18 protein-coding genes are annotated in these 19,690 nt (G+C 67.7%); 14 read left to right on the top strand and 4 right to left on the bottom strand.

Features of this window, described 5'->3' with window-relative positions; translation table 11 throughout:
• Positions 1-57: 57 nt before the first annotated feature.
• The gene (locus tag CSC78_RS03200) at positions 58-498 is read left to right on the top strand and encodes a cytochrome c (RefSeq protein WP_162336445.1); all 441 of its coding nucleotides are present in this window, start codon (positions 58-60) and stop codon (positions 496-498) included.
• Between the two features lie 140 nt (positions 499-638).
• The gene (locus CSC78_RS03195) at positions 639-1,115 is read left to right on the top strand and encodes a glycine zipper 2TM domain-containing protein (RefSeq protein WP_162336444.1); all 477 of its coding nucleotides are present in this window, start codon (positions 639-641) and stop codon (positions 1,113-1,115) included.
• 96 nt (positions 1,116-1,211) lie between these two features.
• Here the strand turns inward: CSC78_RS03195 and CSC78_RS03190 are convergent, their stop codons facing one another.
• The gene (locus tag CSC78_RS03190) at positions 1,212-1,421 is read right to left on the bottom strand and encodes a cold-shock protein (protein WP_055944114.1); all 210 of its coding nucleotides are present in this window, start codon (positions 1,419-1,421) and stop codon (positions 1,212-1,214) included.
• A 229-nt stretch (positions 1,422-1,650) separates the two neighbouring features.
• On the opposite strand from CSC78_RS03190, the gene CSC78_RS03185 reads away from it, so the two are divergent.
• The 4 genes from CSC78_RS03185 (at position 1,651) to CSC78_RS03170 (ending at position 4,969) form a co-directional block, all read left to right on the top strand.
• Complete coding sequence (locus CSC78_RS03185) at positions 1,651-2,136, top strand: DUF456 domain-containing protein (RefSeq protein ID WP_162336443.1); 486 nt, start codon at positions 1,651-1,653, stop codon at positions 2,134-2,136.
• 75 nt (positions 2,137-2,211) lie between these two features.
• Positions 2,212-3,396, top strand: coding sequence for a phospholipase A (locus CSC78_RS03180; protein ID WP_162336442.1), 1,185 nt, complete (start codon positions 2,212-2,214; stop codon positions 3,394-3,396).
• Positions 3,396-3,815 (top strand): arsenate reductase (glutaredoxin), encoded by a 420-nt coding sequence (arsC, locus tag CSC78_RS03175; protein ID WP_162336441.1) that lies wholly within the window; start codon positions 3,396-3,398, stop codon positions 3,813-3,815. The genes CSC78_RS03180 and arsC overlap by 1 nt, the downstream gene beginning before the upstream one ends.
• A gap of 44 nt (positions 3,816-3,859) precedes the next feature.
• Positions 3,860-4,969, top strand: a complete 1,110-nt coding sequence (locus tag CSC78_RS03170; RefSeq protein ID WP_162336440.1) for a sterol desaturase family protein — start codon at positions 3,860-3,862, stop codon at positions 4,967-4,969.
• Positions 4,970-5,143: 174 nt separating this feature from the next.
• On the opposite strand, the gene CSC78_RS03165 is transcribed toward CSC78_RS03170, so the two are convergent.
• Positions 5,144-5,779, bottom strand: a complete 636-nt coding sequence (locus CSC78_RS03165; protein WP_162336439.1) for a glutathione S-transferase family protein — start codon at positions 5,777-5,779, stop codon at positions 5,144-5,146.
• 174 nt (positions 5,780-5,953) lie between these two features.
• On the bottom strand, positions 5,954-7,471 hold the full coding sequence (locus tag CSC78_RS03160) for a fumarate hydratase (protein WP_162336438.1): 1,518 nt from the start codon (positions 7,469-7,471) through the stop codon (positions 5,954-5,956).
• 114 nt (positions 7,472-7,585) lie between these two features.
• Here CSC78_RS03160 and CSC78_RS03155 point away from each other — a divergent pair, with 114 nt between their 5' ends.
• The 7 genes from CSC78_RS03155 to CSC78_RS03125 all read left to right on the top strand — a co-directional run bounded on the left by CSC78_RS03155 (position 7,586) and on the right by CSC78_RS03125 (position 16,199).
• Positions 7,586-8,473 (top strand): RNA polymerase sigma-70 factor, encoded by an 888-nt coding sequence (locus CSC78_RS03155; protein WP_162336437.1) that lies wholly within the window; start codon positions 7,586-7,588, stop codon positions 8,471-8,473.
• 43 nt (positions 8,474-8,516) lie between these two features.
• Positions 8,517-8,957 (top strand): carboxymuconolactone decarboxylase family protein, encoded by a 441-nt coding sequence (locus CSC78_RS03150; RefSeq protein WP_162336492.1) that lies wholly within the window; start codon positions 8,517-8,519, stop codon positions 8,955-8,957.
• A 42-nt stretch (positions 8,958-8,999) separates the two neighbouring features.
• Positions 9,000-9,644, top strand: a complete 645-nt coding sequence (locus CSC78_RS03145; RefSeq protein WP_162336436.1) for a trimeric intracellular cation channel family protein — start codon at positions 9,000-9,002, stop codon at positions 9,642-9,644.
• Positions 9,645-9,743: 99 nt separating this feature from the next.
• Positions 9,744-10,829 (top strand): sensor histidine kinase, encoded by a 1,086-nt coding sequence (locus CSC78_RS03140; RefSeq protein ID WP_162336435.1) that lies wholly within the window; start codon positions 9,744-9,746, stop codon positions 10,827-10,829.
• A gap of 3 nt (positions 10,830-10,832) precedes the next feature.
• Positions 10,833-11,669 (top strand): LytR/AlgR family response regulator transcription factor, encoded by an 837-nt coding sequence (locus tag CSC78_RS03135; protein WP_162336434.1) that lies wholly within the window; start codon positions 10,833-10,835, stop codon positions 11,667-11,669.
• A gap of 315 nt (positions 11,670-11,984) precedes the next feature.
• Positions 11,985-15,077, top strand: a complete 3,093-nt coding sequence (locus tag CSC78_RS03130) for an efflux RND transporter permease subunit (protein WP_162336433.1) — start codon at positions 11,985-11,987, stop codon at positions 15,075-15,077.
• Between the two features lie 21 nt (positions 15,078-15,098).
• Positions 15,099-16,199: an efflux RND transporter periplasmic adaptor subunit gene (locus CSC78_RS03125; protein WP_162336432.1), complete on the top strand. Its 1,101-nt coding sequence runs from the start codon at positions 15,099-15,101 to the stop codon at positions 16,197-16,199.
• Between the two features lie 40 nt (positions 16,200-16,239).
• Here CSC78_RS03125 and CSC78_RS03120 read toward each other — a convergent pair whose 3' ends face one another.
• Positions 16,240-17,748: a S8 family peptidase gene (locus CSC78_RS03120; protein WP_162336431.1), complete on the bottom strand. Its 1,509-nt coding sequence runs from the start codon at positions 17,746-17,748 to the stop codon at positions 16,240-16,242.
• Positions 17,749-17,814: 66 nt separating this feature from the next.
• On the opposite strand from CSC78_RS03120, the gene CSC78_RS03115 reads away from it, so the two are divergent.
• Entirely contained in the window at positions 17,815-19,677 is a 1,863-nt protein-coding gene (locus tag CSC78_RS03115) for an ABC transporter ATP-binding protein (protein WP_202924108.1), read from the top strand.
• Positions 19,678-19,690 lie beyond the last annotated feature (13 nt).

Raw genomic sequence — 19,690 nt, 5'->3', positions numbered from 1 at the left:
GCGCAAACCGTGACGGGCGTCGTACCATCGCGGCGTCATCCACAAGGAGCCCGCCGCATGGCCAGCCAGCCCGAGACCAAGAAACCGTCCGCCGCCTCGCGTTACCTGTTCCTGTTCCTAATCGGCCTGGTGGTGGGCGCCATCTGCACGGTCATGGCACTGCGTGCCATCCAGGCGCGGCAGGACCCCTTCCCGGACAGCGTCATGCACGTCATGGCCAAGCATTCCGGGCTCCTGGCCGACAAGGTCAAGCAGAACCGATGTGCGGCCACCGACACCATTCCCCATGTGCGCACGCTGCGCGCAATGGCGAACGACCTGGACATGGCCTTCCCCGGTATCGCCGACGACCAGCGCTTCAGGACGCACACCAGCCAGTTCCGCGCAGACCTCGACGCGGCCCTGGGCGCACCTCCGACCGACTGCGCCGCGGCTGGCGCGCTGGTCGAGAAAGTGGGTGCCGACTGCAAGGCCTGCCATCAGGACTTCCGCGGCTGACACGTGCCGAACGACTGAATCGCTGCTGACATCCGGGCCGCGAAAGCGGCCCGATTGTCATCGTGTTCACGCGGGGATAGGGAGCATGCGCCGCGAAGGGACCGCAACGCACGACGGTCCCACCACCCCAGGAGGCACCCATGAATTTCCGACTGCTCGCCATCGGCCTGACGGCAACCGTCGCCCTTGCCGGTTGCGCCACCTCGCCGGGTTACAGCGGTGGCGGTTACAACAGCGGCGGCTATGGCAGCGCCCCGGCCAATCGCTACTGCGCCGACTGCGGCATCGTCGAGCGCATCGACGTGGTGCCATCCGGTCGTAGTGCTCCGTCCGCCACGGGCGCGGTCTTGGGCGGCATCGTGGGCGCGGTCGCCGGCCGCCAGATTTCCGACCGCACCGGTGGCAGCGAAGGCAACAAGAATGTTTCCACCGTCGCCGGTGCCGTCGCGGGCGCTGCGGCGGGCAACGCGATCCAGAACCGCACCACCGGCGATACGTACAACATCACCGTCCGCATGGACGATGGCCGCCGGGTGACGATCAACCAGCACGATCTCGCGGGTGTGCGCGAAAACACCTACGTCCGCATCCAGAACGGACGCGTGGTGATCCGTTGATCCGCCCCTGATTGCCGAGGACAAAGAAAAAGCCCGGCTAGCGCCGGGCTTTTTCTTGCGGAGCACGCGCCGTAGCGCGGTTCGGCGACTTCCGGATCAGACCGGCTGCACGGCGTCGGCCTGCAGGCCCTTCTGGCCCTGCACGACGGTGAAGCTCACCTTCTGGCCTTCCTTCAGGCTCTTGAAGCCCTGGGTCTGGATGGCGCGGAAATGCACGAACACGTCTTCACCATTCTCGCGGCTGATGAAGCCGAAGCCCTTGGCATCGTTGAACCATTTGACGGTTCCGGTTTCACGATCAGACATCTACTTGCTCCTTGAAACGGGTGGTGGTTACGCCTGCTGGGCGGCTGGTTGCAAGGAGGAAGCGAGGTACAAGGATGCAGCGGATCATGGATCTACCCCATCAGGCCACGATTCACGGTGACCTTGGCAACGGCAGCGAGCGCACGGTAACCCGGCATTTGGCAAAATGCAAACACTTGAACGGAAAAGTCAAGCCCCTGGCAACCCATTGATTCCCTAGGAGATTTGATTGGACATCCAGATGCTCTATTACGCCCTGGCGGTGGTGCTGATCCTGGTGGGCGTCGCCGGCGTGATCCTGCCCGCCCTGCCCGGCCTGCCGCTGGTGTTCGCCGGCATGCTGCTGGCGGCGTGGGCGGGTGATTTCCAGCAGATCGGCTGGGTGACCCTGGTCGTCCTGGGCCTGCTGACCGCCCTGTCCTTCGCCGCCGACATCTTCTCCACCGCGATCGGGGCGCAGCGGGTCGGGGCGAGCCGCAAGGCGCTATGGGGCACGGTGATCGGTACGTTCGCCGGCCTGTTCTTCATGCCCATCGGCCTGCTGGCCGGACCCTTCATCGGCGCGCTGGCGGGCGAGCTGTGGCATGGGCGGGATGTCGGGCAGGCCGCCAAGGTCGGCCTGGGTACCTGGCTGGGCATCGTGCTGGGCGTGGTGCTGAAGCTGGGCCTGACCTTCGCGATGCTCGGGCTGTTCGTGTTCGCCTGGATCTTCTGAGGCCATGTCGACGCGCCTTCGCGTCCACGGCTGGCAGAATACCGCTCCCCACTCGCCCCTCCCATCGAGCCCCGCATGACGCATCGCGCCCGACTCCTGCCGCTGGCCATCGGCGTTTCCCTCTCGTTCGCCGCGCAGGCGCAGGACGCGCCGGCCACTCCCTCGGCCGAAGCCTGCTTCCTGCTGGAGAACGATGCCGCGCGCCTGGCGTGCTACGACCAGGCGCTGGGCAGGAGTGCCCGCGACACGCGGACCGCCGACGAACAGGCACGCGCAGCCAAGGAGGCCGAGGCGCAGGCTCGCGAGCAGGCGCGTGCAGCGGCCCGCGCCGACGCGGAAGCCGCCAAGGCCGCCGATCTGCCGTTGAGCGAGCGCGCCCGGCGGCGGATGGGCGCCTGGTTCCGGGTCGACGAGGCGGCCGAAGCCGACCTGATCGCCAACGCGGGCCGCGGATCGCTGCTCGACAGCCGCTGGGAACTGGCCAAGGACTCCAAGCTCGGCGTGTTCCAGTTGCGCGCGTACAAGCCCATGTACCTGCTGCCGGCGTTCTGGACCAGCCAGGTCAACGAGATGCCGTCGTCTCCCAACCCGGACAACACGGTGACCGAAGCGCAGGAACTGCAGGATATCGAGGCGAAATTCCAGCTGAGCTTCAAGACCAAGTTCGCGGAAAACGTGTTCGGCGACAATGGCGACGTCTGGGGTGCGTATACCCAGAGCTCGCGCTGGCAGGTCTACAACGGCGAGGAGTCGCGCCCGTTCCGCGAGACCAACTACGAGCCGGAAGTGATGCTGGTGTTCCGCAACAACTACAGCATCGCGGGCTGGAAGGGCCGCATGACCGGCATCGCGCTGAACCACCAGTCCAACGGCCGCGGCGATCCGCTGTCGCGCAGCTGGAACCGCGTCATCGCCACCGTCGGCCTGGACCGCGAGAACTGGGCGCTGGTGCTGCGGCCGTGGTACCGAATTCCGGACGGCAACGACGACGACAACCCCGATATCGAGAACTACATCGGCCGCGGCGACGCGATGCTGACCTATGCGCGCAATGGCCATGTCTTCACGGTGCTGGGCCGGCATTCGCTGCGCGGTGGCGACGAATCGCACGGCGCCGTGCAGGTGGACTACGGCTTCCCGATCAATCGCGCCTTCCGCGGCCACGTGCAGGTCTTCCATGGCTATGGCGAAAGCCTGATCGACTACAACCACAAGGCCACGTACGTGGGCCTGGGTATCTCGCTGCTGGACTGGTACTGATGGACGAGGTGACGATCTACCACAACCCGGCCTGCGGCACCTCGCGCAACACACTGGGCCTGATCCGCAATGCGGGCATCGAACCCCGTGTGATCGAGTACCTGAAGACGCCTCCCGACCGCACCACGCTGCTGGCGCTGATCCAGGCGATGGCCGTTCCCGTCCGGGATGTCGTCCGCGCGAAAGAGAACGCCTATGCGGAGCTCGGCCTCGCCGATGCCGGCGACGAGGCGCTGATCGACGCCATGCTGGCGCATCCGGTGCTGATCAACCGGCCGATCGTGGTCACGGCGCTGGGCACGAAGCTGTGCCGTCCTTCGGAAGTCGTACTGGACATCCTGGCGCAGCCGCAACGTGGCGCCTTCAGCAAGGAAGACGGTGAGGCGGTCGTCGATGCGGCCGGAAACCGTCTCGCCTGACGTAAGATCCTGCGCAGGAATCGCACCGCCTGCCAGGACGCTTCATGTCACGCCAACGCCGCTCGTTCTTCGCCTACTCATCCGCCCTGCTCGGCCTGCTCAGCCTGATGGCGGTGGCCTGTTTCCATTTTCCGGAACTTCTGACCAGCAAGGAGTTCCGCGCGGCCTACAACGAACAGTTCGCCCGCCACCTGCTGCTGGTGGGACTGGCCGCGGCGTTCGCGATGGGTACGTGGGCCATCCTGCGCGACCGCAACAAGCGCATCGCGATGATCGGCGTGGGCAGCGCCACGCTGGCGGTGCTGCTGGGTGGCACCAACGTGCAGTTCGACGCGATCGGCAAGACACCGTATTCGCTGGGCCTGGACTGGTTCGTCATCTCGCTGTTCTTCTCGGCGCTGGTGTTCGTGCCGCTGGAACACTACCTGGGCAAGCGCCGGATCTCGCCGCTGCGCCCGGGATGGCGCACCGACGTCACCTACTTCTTCATGAGCCACATGCTGGTGCAGTTCATCCTGATCCTGGTGACCGCATCCACGTCGACCATCGCCGGGCTGGCGGCGTTTCCGGCGCTGAAGGATGCGATCCAGTCGCTGCCGGTGTGGGCGCAGTTCCTGATCGCGGTGTTCGTCGCCGATCTGGCGCAGGCACTGCTGCATCGCGCGTACCACAACATCCCGTGGCTCTGGCGCTTCCATGCCGTGCATCACTCCAGCCGCGAGATGGACTGGCTGGCCGGCTCGCGCATCCATATCGTCGAGATCGTGCTGACCCGCAGCGCGGTGCTGCTGCCGCTGCTGATTCTCGGCTTCTCGACACCGGCGGTGAACGCGTACGTGATCCTGGTTGGCCTGCAGGCCGTGCTGGCGCATGCCAACCTCGGCGTCCGCTTCGGCTGGCTGGAGTACCTGCTGGTGCTGCCGCGCTATCACCACTGGCATCACGCGAGGCACAAGGACTACCTGGACGTGAACTACGCCATCCACCTGCCGCTGGTGGACATGCTGATGGGCACGTTCAAACTGCCGCCGAAGCAGGAAGACTGGCCGGAGGAGTACGGCGTGATGAAGCTGGAGACGGTGCCGCGCGGCATCCTGCGCCAGCACCTGATGCCGTTCCAGGGCGGGAAGAAGTTCGACGAGTACGTGGACTGAGGGACCGGTATCGCCTGTTGTAGGAGCGACGTAAGTCGCGACCGCACATCATGGCAGCTGATAGCGTCATCTGGCGCGCTGCGTATCCGGCATTGTCCATATTCAAGCCAGGACCGATGCCACTCAGGGTCCACGGTCGCGACTCACGTCGCTCCTACAGAAAGCGGCGTCCGATCACGTCCAGTCCGTCAGCCCCTCGCGGGCATAGACTTCCCTGAAGCTCGGCAACGCCTTCATGCGCTGCGCGTAGGCCTGCAGCACCGGCCAGGTATCGGTCGATTTCGGCATGTTGCGTGACCAGCGCATCAGCATGGTCAGCAGGAAATCGGCAGCAGAGCGTTGCGGCCCGAGCAGGTACGGGCCGTGCGCTTCCAGATGGTCGGCGACCTGTCCCCAGGCCTTTTCCAGCTTGGCGCGGGCGTGATCCTGCGAAGCCGGGATATTGGCTTCACCGGCGATCTCGTCCGGGTAGAACCACGCGCGATACGCCGGCATCAGGGTATTCGCACAGAACAGCATCCAACGGTAGTACTGCGCCCTCTGGGTGGTCGCCACCGCGGGCGCGAGTTCGGCACGCGGATGCGTGTCGGCCAGCTGCATCAGGATCGCTGCCGTCTCGGTGATGACCTGCCCGTCCATCACCAGCGTCGGCACCACGCCGGCCGGATTGAGCTTCAGGTAGTCGTCCGACTTCTGGTCGCGCTTGTCGAAGTCCAGCTCATGCAGCTCGTGCGGGATACCCAGCTCGATCAGCAGCCAGTGGACGACCAGGCTGGCGGTACTGCGGGAGTAGTAGAGGGTTGTCGACATTCATGGGCCTCTGAGGTTGAAGCCCCTCTCCCTGCGGGAGAGGGGTTGGGGTGAGGGGCGACGAAAGTCCGAATGGCTCGAGCATCCTGACTCCGCCTTACCCTCATCCGCCCTTCGGGCACCCCGTATCAAGTACGGGGCAGGCTCTTCTCCCGAAGGGAGAAGGGAACAGCGCTATGCCACCACCACCGGAATCTTCCCGATCCGCGCCTGCCATTCCTTCGGGCCGGTCTGGTGCACCGAAGTGCCTTGCGAATCGACGGCCACGGTCACCGGCATGTCCTGCACGGTGAATTCGTAGATCGCTTCCATGCCCAGGTCGGCGAAGCCGACGACCTTCGCCGCCTTGATCGCCTTCGACACCAGGTAGGCCGCGCCGCCGACCGCCATCAGATAAGCAGACTGATGCTTCCGAATCGCCTCGATGGCGGCCGGGCCGCGCTCGGCCTTGCCGACCATGCCCAGCAGGCCGGTCTGCGCCAGCACCTGTTCGGTGAACTTGTCCATGCGCGTGGCGGTGGTCGGGCCGGCAGGGCCGACGACTTCATCACGGACCGGATCGACCGGCCCGACGTAGTAGATGAAGCGCCCCTTCAGGTCGACCGGCAGCGGCTCGCCCTTGTTGAGCATGTCGACCATGCGCTTGTGCGCGGCGTCGCGACCGGTCAGCAGCTTGCCGTTGAGCAGCAGCACTTCGCCCGGCTTCCAACTGGCGACATCGGCCTGGGTCAGCGTATCGAGGTCGACGCGGCGCCCCTTCGACGCGTCGTAGGTCAGTTCCGGCCAGTCTTCCAGCGACGGCGGATCCAGCATCACCGGGCCGCTGCCGTCGAGGGTGAAATGCGCGTGGCGCGTGGCGGCGCAGTTCGGAATCATCGCCACCGGCAGGTTGGCCGCGTGGGTCGGGTAATCCTTGACCTTGATGTCGAGCACCGTGGTCAGGCCACCCAAGCCCTGCGCACCGATGCCGAGCGCATTGACCTTCTCGTACAACTCAAGCCGCAGTTCCTCGGCGCGGTTGCTGGCGCCACGCGCCTGCAGCTCGGTGATGTCGATCGGCTCCATCAGCGATTCCTTCGCCAGCAGCATCGCCTTCTCGGCGGTACCGCCGATGCCGATGCCGAGCATGCCCGGCGGGCACCAGCCGGCGCCCATCGTCGGCACGGTCTTCAGCACCCAGTCGACGATGGAGTCGGACGGGTTGAGCATGGCGAACTTCGACTTCGCCTCCGAGCCACCGCCCTTGGCGGCGACGATGACGTCGACGGTGTTGCCCGGCACGACCTTCACGTTGACCACGCCCGGCGTGTTGTCCTTGGTGTTGGTGCGCTTGCCGGCCGGATCGGCCAGCACGCTGGCGCGCAGCTTGTTGTCCGGATGGTTGTACGCGCGGCGCACACCCTCGTGGACCATGTCCTCCACGCCCATCGTGGCGTCTTCCCAGCGCACGTCCATGCCGATCTCGAGGAACACGGTAACGATGCCGGTGTCCTGGCAGATCGGGCGATGGCCCTCGGCGCACATGCGCGAGTTGATCAGGATCTGGGCGATGGCGTCCTTGGCCGCCGGGGATTCCTCGCGCTCGTACGCGGAGGCGAGGCTCTTGATGTAGTCGACCGGGTGGTAGTAGCTGATGTACTGCAGGCCGTCGGCGATGGACTGGATGAGGTCTTCTTGCTTGATCGAGGTCATGGGACGTAAAGCCGGGGGCTGCCGGTGGGGTAGCGGGCGGAAGCGGCCATTTTAGGCCAAAGTGACGCCCTGCCCGGCTGTCACGCCACGCCGTCCTGCCCCGTCTTTGGTCGCATGAACGCCGAAACCACCTTCGAAACCCACCGTCCCCGCCTGTTTGCGCTGTCCTACCGCCTGCTCGGCAGCCGCAGCGACGCCGAGGACGTCGTCCAGGACACCTGGCTGCGCTGGCAGCAGACCGACCGCAGCGGTATCCGCGATGCCGAAGCCTGGCTGGTCACCGCCGCCACCCGCCTGGGCATCGACCGCCTGCGCGCGGCGCGCGTGCAGCGCGAGCACTACATCGGTCCCTGGCTGCCCGAACCCACCGAGATCGACGAATCCCCGACCCCCGAACACGCGACCGAGGTCGCCGAACAGGTGTCGCTGGCCTTCCTGGCGGTGCTGGAGCGACTGGGCCCGGAGGAACGCGCCGCCTTCCTGCTGAAGGAGGCCTTCGACTACGACTATGCGCAGATCGCGCCGCTGCTGGGTCAGAGCGAGGCCAACTGCCGGCAGATGGTGCATCGCGCCCGCGAACGCGTGCAGGCGGGGCGACCGCGTTTCGACGTGGCACCTGAAAACCATCGGCGCCTGCTGGAGCGCTTCATGCACGCTGCTCGCCGCGGCGATCAGCCCGCGATCGCCGCGCTGCTGCGCGAGGACGCGCGGCTGGTGTCCGATGGCGGCGGCAAGGTGGCGGCCGTCATCCGCCCATTGCTGGGCGCGGTGCGCATCGCGCGCCTGTTCTGGGCGGCCTATCGCCGGCAGGATCCGGCGATCACCTGGCGCATGGGGGCCGTCAACGGCGAGCCTGCGATCCTGCGCTACCGCGATGGCCGATTGACCGCGGTGATGGTCGCGATCAGCGATGGCGAACAGATCAGCGAGCTGTTCACCCTCGCCAATCCGGACAAATTGGGTTTGGGTGTCACGGCGCAGGACGGTGGCGCGTCCTGGTAGCGAAGGTGGCCATCGTGGCCGCCATTGAGGCCCTGCCATGAGCATGAAGTTCCATCGCGTCGACTATCCCAAGCACGTCCCCGAGGCCTTCCGCGGCCTTTATGCCACCAGTACCGCCGTGCACGACGGCGTGCTGGGCAAGGAATTCCTGGAGCTGGTGTTCCTGCGCGTCTCGCAGATCAACGGCTGCGCCTACTGCATGGACATGCACAGCAGTGCCCTGGTCAAGGCCGGCGTGGAACCGCGCAAGCTGCACACGCTGGCCGGCTGGCGCGACAGCCGTTTCTTCGACGCCCGCGAGGGTGCCGCGCTGGCGTGGGCGGAACAGCTGACCACCCTGCCTTCCGGCGCACCGGCCGACGCCACTTACGAGGCGCTGAAGGAGCATTTCGACGAACACGGCATCGCCGAACTGACCATGGCGGTGGCCGTCATCAACGCCTGGAACCGCCTGGGTGTAGGCATGCAGCCGATCCTGGCCTGACCGGCGCTCGCGGGCGCGCCATGCCGGCGGCACAATGCCGGCATGGATACCCTCGTCCTCATCCTCGACCTGGTCGGCACGTTCGTGTTCGCGCTCAGCGGTGCAACGCTCGGCGTGCGCCGCCGTCTGGACATCTTCGGCGTGCTGGTGCTGTCGTTCATCGCGGCCACCGCCGGCGGCATCACCCGCGACCTGCTGATCGGTGCCACGCCGCCGGCGGCGCTCAGCGACTGGCGCTATCCGGTCACTTCACTCGCCGCGGGCATCGTGACCTTCTTCCGCGCACCGCTGATCGAGAAGCTCCATCATCCGGTCCGCATGTTCGATGCCATGGGGCTTGCGCTGTTCGCCGTGGCGGGTACGCAGAAGGCACTGGAATACGGCATTTCCCCGCCGATGGCGGCGGCAATGGGCATGCTCACCGGCATTGGCGGCGGCGTCGCGCGCGACGTGCTGCTGGCGCAGGTACCGCTGGTGCTGCGCGCCGAACTGTACGCGGTCGCGGCGCTGGTCGGCGCGCTGGTGGTGGCACTGGGCCACTGGCTGGCGCTCCCGGCATTGCCCTGTGCGCTGGTCGGCGCGGGGCTCTGCTTCGGGCTGCGCATGATGGCGGTGACCTATGGCTGGCACCTGCCGGTCGCCCTGCAGTCCGGTGGCGACGGCGAACCGCCCGGACCGTTGACGTGACCGGCGGATGCGCCCAAGCGTGCCGCGGGGCCGACCAACCGTGAGGGCGGCCAGCGGCCGGGGCGGTAGCATGGCGCCACCTGCGTCCCGATCGACACCATGGCCATCGCCACCTCCCATCCGCTGAGCCTGTCGCGCCAGCACGTCTTCTGGCTGCTGCACCTGACCGGCTGGGGTGCGTACGTCGCGCAGGGCTGCCTGTACGCGGTCGCCCACGGCAAGCCGTCCGGCTACTGGGTCGTGCCGGCCACCGCCGCGACCATGGGCGCGCTGGTCACGCTGGGCCTGCGCTACGTGCTGAAAAGCTGCTGGAGCCTGCCGCCGCGCCGCCTGCTGGCGCTGATGGTGCCGCTGATCCTGGCCAGTTCGGCCGTCATCGATTTCGTCACCCGCGAAGTACTGGTCGACTTCTGCGAGACCTGCAAGCCGACCACGCAGCTGGAATTCATCGCCTACTCGCTGGGCTACATCTACGTGCTGCTGGCCTGGGTCGGCGCCTACATGGGCATCAAGTACTACCAGCAGCTGCAGGACGAAACCGCGCGCGCACTCGCCGCCCGCAGCATGGCCCACCAGGCGCAGCTGAAGATGCTGCGCTACCAGTTGAATCCGCACTTCCTGTTCAACACGCTCAACGCCATCTCCACGCTGATCCTGGACCGCGACAACGCCACCGCCAACCGCATGGTGCAGGGACTGTCCTCGTTCCTGCGCCACTCGCTGGACAACGACCCGATGCAGCGCGTCACCCTGCGGCAGGAACTGGATGCACTGACGCTGTACCTGGACATCGAGAAGATCCGCTTCGCCGAGCGCCTGCGCATCGAGACCGCCATCGACGAAGACTGCTGGCGTGCCCTGCTGCCCAGCCTGCTGCTGCAGCCGCTGGTGGAGAACGCCATCAAGTACGCGGTCGCCAAGCAGGTCGCCGGAGGCCTGCTACGGATCGCGGCCGAACGCGACGGCGACCAGCTGGTGTTGCGGGTGACCGACGATGGCCCGGGCTGCAGCGCCCTCGAAGGCGACCAGTTGCCGCCGGGCAAGGGCGTGGGCCTGCGCAACACGCGCGAACGGCTGCATGTGCTGTACGGCGAGGCCAGCGGTTTCTCCGTGCGCAACCTCGAACGCGGCATTGAAGTGACGCTGCGGCTGCCGTTCGAGACCTCGCAGATGCTGGGGGACTGACGCATGGATGCCACCCCATCCGCGCCCCTACGCGCCATCGTGGTCGACGACGAACCCCTCGCCCGCCGCGGACTCGAGATCCGCCTGGCCGCCCATCCGGACGTCGAGATCGTCGGCCAGTACGGCGACGGCGAAGCCGCCATCGCCGGCCTGCGCGAGCATCGCCCGGACCTGATGTTCCTCGACGTGCAGATGCCGGGCATGGACGGCTTCCAGACCCTGCGCACGATCCCCGCCAGCGAAATGCCGCTCGTGGTCTTCGTCACCGCCTACGACCACTACGCCATCCGCGCCTTCGAGGCCTCGGCGACCGACTACCTGCTCAAGCCGGTGGAAGAATCCCGCCTCACGCAGGCACTGGTCCGCGTACGCCAGGCGCGTGCGCAACGCGAGGCCAGTGGCCATTGCGCGCATCTGCTCGGGCTCCTGGGTGAGCTCAGCGGCCGTCCACCGCTGGACCTGGACGAAGCGCTCAAACCAGACGCATTGGACCTGCTGCGGCGCGAGGAGAAGCTTGCCGTGCGCGATGGCGGCCGCACCGTGCGCGTCGACCTGCACAGCATCCGCTGGATCGATGCCGCCGGCGACTACATGTGCATCCACACCGACGGCGATGCACCGAACGGCACCACCCTGATCCTCCGCGCGACCATGCGCGACCTGGAGAAGCAGCTCGACCCGCAGCGCTTCCCGCGCATCCACCGCTCCACCATCGTCAACGCGCGCCGCGTCGTCGAGATGCGTCCGCATACCAACGGCGAAAGCTTCCTGCGGCTCGACTGCGGCCAGGAACTGAAGCTGTCGCGCAGCCATCGCGACAAGCTGGCGATGCTGCTGTGATCGCAGTATCGCGAAACGTTCCGCTACCGGCTGCGTAATCCAGATAGCCCCGTCGTCCCAGCGAACGCTGGGACCCATGTTGTTGTTGCTCCTTCATCTCGACTACTGGCTGGAGCAAATGGATCCCAGCGTTCGCTGGGATGACGATGCGTGGATCTCGTGGATGCGGGTCGTAATCGAGAATGTCAGGACTCCGTTCGCCGCGCGCACTTCACCGCTCGCCGCAACCCGACCCATCGCATGACTTCCGGGCCATAGCCCACAAGCAAGACGCGCGCATCGTGCGCACCGCCGACCACCACGCGGACCCGCACGATGAAACTCACCGACGCTTCCCTGCGCAATCCGGCCGCCGTCGCGGTCGTCGTGGCGATGGTCTGCGCATTCGGCCTGATGAGCCTGGGCAAGCTGCCCTTGCAGCTGTTTCCCGACATCGAACGGCCGCAGATGTCCATCCAGACGTCCTGGCGCGCCGCGTCGCCGCAGGAGATGGAATCGGAGATCGTCGAGCCCATCGAGGCGGTGATGCAGGGATTGCCCGGGCTGGAGGAGATGGCCTCCAACGTCAACGCCGGCAACAGCTTCATCAACCTGACCTTCGCCGTCGGCAGCGACATGGACGCGATGCTGGTCGAGGTGCTGTCGCGGATGAACCGCCTGCAGCCGCTGCCGCGCGATGCCACGCCGCCCGTCGTGCAGGCCGGCGCCGACAACGCCAACAACTCGCTGACGTTCTTCTTCATCCAGAAGCTGCCGGGTACGAGCGGCGACATCCTCGACTACCGGCAGCTGATCGAAGACCGCATCGTCCCGCGCCTGACCTCCGTCGACGGCGTGGCCGGCGTCGAGATCAACGGCGGCGCCGAGGACGAGCTGACCATCACTCTCGACCTGGAGCGTGCCGCCGCGCTCGGCATCCAGGTGCCGGATGTCGCCGCAGTCGCGGCGCGCGCCACCGATGTCTCCGGCGGCGTGGTCGAAGCCGGCCGCCGCGAGTACGTGCTGCGCTTCGCGGGCCGCTACTCGCCCGAGGCGATGGGCGACCTGATCCTAGCGTGGCGTGATGGACGCCCGGTGCGACTCGGCGATGTCGCCGCGGTCGAAGTGAAGCGGCCGGAGCAGCGCTTCTTCGCCTACCAGAACGGCAATCCCGCGATCGGCCTGCGCATCCTGCGCGCGAGCGGCGCCAACGTGCTCGACACGCTGGACGAAGTGAAGCGCGTCGTCGCCGACGTGCGCGAACAGGAACTGAAACCGCTGGGCCTGGACATCGCGCAGAGCTTCGACGCCTCGGTCTTCATCAACCGCGCGCTCGGCCTGCTGTCCGGCAGCCTGACGGCCGGCGTGCTGCTGGCCATCGGCTGCCTGTGGTGGTTCCTGCGCGACGTCCGCGCCACGGCGCTGATCGCCTGCGCCATTCCCATCTCGCTGCTGGCCACCTTCATCGTGCTGCAGCTGACGGGCCGCAGCCTCAACGTCATCTCGCTCGCCGGCCTCGCCTTTGCCGTCGGCATGGTGATGGACGCGGCCGTGGTGGTGGCGGAGAACATCGTGCGCCTGCGCGAGGAAGGCCTGCCCGCCGGCCGCGCCGCGCTGGAAGGCACGCGCCAGGTCGGCGGCGCGCTGGTGGCCTCCACGCTGACCACGGTCGCCGTCTTCCTGCCGGTGATCTTCATGGACGACGTGGAAGGCCAGCTGTTCGCCGACCTGGCGCTGACCATCTCGATCGCCGTCGGCATCTCGCTGCTGGTCGCCATCACGGTGTTGCCTGCCGCCGCCGGCACCTGGCTGCGCACGCGTCCCGGCGATGCCGCGCAGCACCGCGCCTGGTCGCGCATCAGCGACTGGGCGCTGCGCGTCACCGAAGGCCGCCGGCGCCAGTGGACCTGGATCGGCGCGCTGGTCCTGGCACCGGCGTTGCTGGCGGCGCTGCTGATGCCGCAGATCGACTACCTTCCGCCGGTGAAGCGTGCCGCGGTCGACGCCTTCTTCAACTTCCCGCCCGGCATGAGCCCGGAACGCGTCAACCGGGAGATCGCGCCGGTCATCCTGGAACGCATGCGGCCCTACATGGACGGCGAGAAGGGCCCGCAGCTCAGCAACTGGTACCTCAACCTGTGGCCGGGCGGCGGCTCGCTGGGCGCGCGCGTGGTGGATCCGGACGACATCGGCGAACTGGAACGCATCGTCCGCGACGAGATCGTCGTCGGCTTCCCGGACACGCGCGCGTTCGCCAGCGAAGGCGAGCTGTTCGGCAGCTTCGGCGGCTCGGCCCGCGCCATCGCGATCCACCTGCAGCATGGCGACGGCGACGCGCTGACGCGTGCGGCGGAAGCCGGACGCAAGCGGCTGTCCGAGCGGTTCGCCGGCGCCAACGTGCAGGCATGGCCGAATGCGGATGCAGGCACGCCCGAACTGCGCATCCGGCCCGACGACCGTCGGCTGGCGGAGGTCGGCTGGCGGCGTCCGGAACTCGGGACCGTCGTGCGCGTGCTCGGCGATGGCCAGTGGCTGGGCGAGCATTTCGACGGCGACCGCCGCCTGGCCATCATCCTGCGCAGCAACCGCGGCGACGATGTCGAACGCCTCGGCGCCGCGCCGCTGGCGACACCGCAGGGCGGCGTGCTGGGCCTGGCCTCCCTCGCGCAGGTTGACACGGTGCTGGCGCCGAACCAGCTGCGCCGCATCGACCGCCGCCGCACGGTGACGCTCACCGTCGATCCGCCGGCCACGATGTCGCTGGAAGAGGCGCTGGACATCGTCAACGACGAGATCGTGCCCTCGCTGCGCGACGCACTGCCGCCCGACGCCGCCATCCGCATCTCCGGCAGCGCGGACCGGCTGGGCGAAGTGGTGCGCAGCATGGGCACCAACTTCGCCCTGGCGCTGGTGGTGCTGTTCATGCTGATGGCGGCGATGTTCAAGTCGCTGCGCGACAGCGCCTTCGTCATGGCCACGCTGCCGATGGCGGTGCTGGGCGGCGTCGCCGGCCTGCGCGTGCTGGATCTCGCGGCGGGCCAGACGCTGGACCTGCTGTCGATGATCGGCTTCATCATGCTGCTGGGCATGGTGATCAACAACGCCATCCTGCTGGTCGCGCAGGCCCGCGAAGCGCAGGTCGCCGGGGCTTCGCTGGACGACGCGCTGAAGCAGGCGCTGGACCAGCGGCTGCGCCCGATCCTGATCGCAGCGCTTACCGGCGTACTGGGCGCATTGCCGATGGCGATCAACCCCGGGCCCGGCGCCGTCATCTACCGCGGCCTGGCTGCCGTGTCCGTCGGCGGCGTCGCGCTGAGCCTGCTGTTCACCGTCGTGCTGGTGCCTGCGCTGCTGCGCCTGGCCGGCGAACGCGCACCGCGTCGCGCGGAAGACAGCGCCGATGCCTCCCTTCCCCGCGCCATTTCCTGACCCCTGCTCCGGAGAATCCCCATGCGTTCCCTGCCCAAACTGCTCATCGCCATCGCGCTGGCCGGCGTCCTCGCCCTCCCCCTGGTGAAACGGGACGCCGATGCCAGCGCACCTTCCACGAAGCCGGACGCGCCGCCTGCCATCGTCAGCGTGGCGCCCGCGGTCAACACGGCGTTCGCGCCGCGCCACTGGTCGCCGGGCAGCGTCATCAGCCGCCGTGACGCCCGCGTGGCGGGCGAGCACGATGGTCGCGTCGTCGAGGTGTCGGAGATCGGCCAGCGCGTGCGCAAGGGCGACGCGCTGGCGGTGCTCGACGACACCGCGCTGCGCCTGCGCGAGCAGGAAGGACAAGCGGATCTGGCCCGCATCCAGGCCCAGCTGGCGCTCGCCAACCGGCAGGAGCAGCGTTACGCCCAACTGGCGGCACAGCAGAACATCGCCCGCGCGCAGTACGAGCAGTTGCGCGCCGACCGCGACGTGCTGGTGCAGGAACGCGTACGCGTGCTGGCACAGCTGGCGCAGACCCGCCACCAGCGCACGCAGATGGTGATCCGTGCGCCGTTCGATGGCATCGTGGCGGAGCGCCACACCCAGCTCGGCGAATACCTGGTCACCGGCGGCTCGGTGGCACGCCTGGTGGACATCGGCGCGCAGGAAGTCCGCGTGCGCGCACCGGTTGACCTCGCCCGGCACCTGGGCGCCGGCACCGACGTACGCGTGCGCAGCGCGGGCGAAGAAGCCACCTATCCCGTCAGCGCGCTGGTACCCGTGGGGGACGAAGCCTCGCGCCAGCTGGAGCTGCGCATCGCCGTGCAGGGCCTGGACATTCCGGTCGGCACCGCCGTGGACGTGGGCCTGCCCAGCGCGGAAACGCGTACCGTGGTCGCGGTGCCACGCGACGCGGTGGTCCTGCGCCGCGAGGGCGACTTCGTCATGCGCGTGGACACTGCCGGCAAGGCCGAGCGCGTGCCGGTGAAGACTGGCGCCGAAGTGGATGGACTGGTCGAAGTCAGCGGCGGCGTCGCCGCAGGCGACCGACTGATCGTGCGTGGCGGCGAACGTGTCGAGCCGGGCCAGTCGCTCGACATCCAACCGCTGGGCCCCGCCGTTGCAATGCGATGACACCCGTCGTCGCGGCCGTCGGCATCCTTGCGCGCAACTGTCAACGGATCAGCTGGCGCTCCCGCACGCCGCGAATGTCGTCCGTGCGTGGTTGCGGGCTCGCGCGGGTGGGCTTCAACACCGGGATGACCGCTGCAGGCAATGACTGCGCGGGACGCCCCGGAATCAACGGCTGCGCACCGTTCACGCGCACCAGGAAGCGGGCCGGATCCAGCAGGCGTGCTGCATCGATGCAGTCCAGAAAGGGATAGGTGCGTCCCGTTGCAGGGTCGGCGAGGCGCGCCTGGGACAGGCGCAGGGCGTCCATGCGCTGGGTGACGGTCGCCCGTGGCGCCGCCTGATGCAAGGCGCCCGCGCAGGCGGCAACCATGGGCGCGGCCTGCGAGGTTCCGCCATACGTCGACACGCCCCCATTCACGCCCGTGGAACGGACGAACGCGCCGGCCGCGAACAGCGAGGTCGTGGTACTGCGGTTGCTGAAGCAGGTGGGCTGGTAGGGGGAGCGCGATGTCTCCGTGCATCCCAGGAACGTCGTCGCACCGCCCGGCATGTCCCAGGTCGCCGCGACGCCCAGGACGTTGCTGAGGCAGGCGGGCGCCGACATCCGCTGCAGATCGCCCTGGTTGCCGCTGGAGGCGACCACGACGGTGCCTTGCGACATCAGGTTGTCGACCGAGATCTTCAATGCCGTCAGGTAGGACGCCGAAGCATCGCAACTGCCCGGAAACAGGTCCGACGATCCCAGGCTGAGATTCACCACATCAGTATCGGGGTGATGCGTCGCGATCCAGTCCAGCGCAGCCACGACGTCCGACATGCAGCAGAAGCCATTGTCACCGTCCATGACCTTGAGGGCGACCAGTTGCGAGGCCGGCAACGCGCCCCGCGGCGCGACGTTGCCGGCGCCCGCCATGATGCCCGCCACATTGGTGCCATGGCCGTGGTCGTCTTCCGCGGCGCCGGCGCCCGACTGGCTGGCCTGCCCGTTGGGACAGCATCCACCACTGCCGGAGATGGACGAACAGAAGCACTGCTGCGCCACCACACGCGGCACCAGATCCGCGTGATCCGTATCGATCCCGGTATCGACGACGGCGACTTTGATACCGCTCCCGTCCAGGCCAACCCCCTGCAACAGGTCGACGCGATTGAGCACCGAGCTTTCGTCCGCTGCGACCGCACCGCCAGTGCCGCCACGGTCGATGTCCACCTTGCGCACCCACACGTTGCGCTCCAGCCGGCGCAGCGTATCGGCGTCCGCCTCGATCACCATGGCCGGCACCCGGCTAAAACGGCGGTGCAGCCGATACCCGCTTCCGGGCAGCGATCCCAACACCGCATCGGCGCGACCACGCACATGCTGCTCCTTCGTGATCACGGCATTGCGCAATGCGCCTGCGACGCCAGGACCACGTTCATCCATCAGCACCACAACACGCGCTCGTCCCTGCTGCTGTGCGAGTTGCTTCGCCTGGTACGAAACTTTCTCCATAGCGACCGCATGCCCGCCCGCCAGCAGCAGGCACGCGGCGACGATGAACTTCTTCATCTTGACCCCCTGTCAGTTGGGCTAGATTACCCGCATCGCGGCACCGCCGCCGCCAATCCAACGCCGATGCCCTCTCCGCGCAGCACCGCCAGCCCCACGCCCAACCTGCGCGAGCGCTTCGATGCTATGCGCAACCTCGGGCCGTTCCTGCGCCAGATCTGGCAGACCAGCCGTGTACTGACCCTCGCCAGCCTGGGCCTGCGCCTGCTGCGCGCGTTCGTGCCGGTGGTGACGCTGTACATCGCCAAGCTGATCATCGACGAGGCCATCCGGCTGGTCGGGCTGGGCCTGGACTTCGGTTCGCTGGTCGACGCGTGGCGCAGCGGGCAGCTCGACACGCTGGCGACGCTGCTGGCGCTGGAGTTCGCACTGGCCATCGGTTCCGACCTGCTTGGCCGGCTGGTGAGCTACGCCGACGCCCTGCTGTCGGAGCTGTTCACCAACGCGACCAGCGTGCGGCTCATGGAACACGCGGCGACGCTGGACCTGGAGGATTTCGAAGACCCCGACCTGCAGGACAAGCTCGACCGCGCGCGCCGCCAGACGATGGGACGCATGAACCTGATGAGCCAGCTGTTCGGCCAGGTACAGGATGCGATCACCGTGGTCGCCTTCGCCGCCGGCCTGCTGGTCTATGCACCCTGGCTGATCGCGCTGCTGGCGATCGCGCTGATCCCGGCCTTCGTCGGCGAAGCGCACTTCAATGCGCTGGGCTATTCGCTCAACTTCCAGTGGACGCCCGAACGGCGCCAGCTGGAGTACCTGCGCCAGATGGGCGCCAGCGTGGAAACGGCGAAGGAGGTGAAGATCTTCAACCTCCACCGTTTCCTGATCGAACGCTACCGCGCGCTGGCGGACAAGTTCTTCCTTGCCAACCGTGCCCTGGCGCGCCGGCGTGCACTGTGGGGCACGGTACTCGCCGCGCTCGGCACGCTGGGTTACTACGTGGCCTACGGCTATATCGCCTGGCGCACGGTGCGTGGCGACTTCAGCATCGGCGACCTGACCTTCCTTGCCGGCAGCTTCCTGCGCCTGCGCCAGTTGCTGGAAGGCCTGCTGATCGGCTTCTCGCAGGTGGCCGGCCAGGCGCTGTACCTGGACGACCTGTTCTCGTTCTTCGAGATCGAAGCGGAGATCACCTCGCCCGCCGATGCCGTGCCGATCCCGCGGCCGATCACGCAGGGCTTCGTCTTCGAAAATGTCGGCTTCCGCTATCCGGATGCGGAACGTTGGGCCGTGCGCCATCTCGACTTCGAACTGCAGGCCGGCGAAGTGCTGGCGCTGGTGGGCGAGAACGGCGCCGGCAAGACCACGCTGGTCAAACTGCTCGCGCGCCTGTACGACCCGGACGAAGGCCGCATCCTGCTGGACGGGCGCGACCTGCGCGAGTACGACCTCGACGACCTGCGCGCCAACATCGGCGTGATCTTCCAGGACTTCGTGCGCTACCACCTCACCGCCGGCGAGAACATCGGCGTGGGCCGCATCGAGGCGATGGACGACCAGGCACGCGTACGCGCCGCCGCCGCGCGCGCGATGGCCGACGAGGTCATCGCCGGCCTGCCGCGTGGCTACGACCAGCTGGTCGGCCGCCGGTTCAAGAACAGCGTCGACCTGTCCGGCGGCCAGTGGCAGAAGATCGCCATCGCGCGCGCCTACATGCGCGACGCGCAGGTGATGATCCTGGATGAACCGACCGCGGCGCTGGATGCGCGTTCGGAGTTCGAGGTCTTCCAACGCTTCAAGGAATTGTCGGACAATCGGACCGCGGTGCTGATCTCGCACCGCTTCTCCAGCGTCCGCATGGCCGACCGCATCCTGGTCCTCGACCAGGGCCGCCTGGAAGCCAGTGGCACGCACGAACAACTGATGGCCGCCGGAGGCCGTTACGCCGAACTGTTCGAACTGCAGGCCGCGGGTTACCGCTGATCTTTCCCCCACA

It is taken from the genome of Pseudoxanthomonas japonensis, from assembly GCF_010093445.1.
Taxonomy (GTDB): domain Bacteria; phylum Pseudomonadota; class Gammaproteobacteria; order Xanthomonadales; family Xanthomonadaceae; genus Pseudoxanthomonas_A; species Pseudoxanthomonas_A japonensis.
The sequence above is the reverse complement of the archived record's forward strand: the minus strand, read 5'-3'. Positions and strand labels throughout refer to the sequence as shown.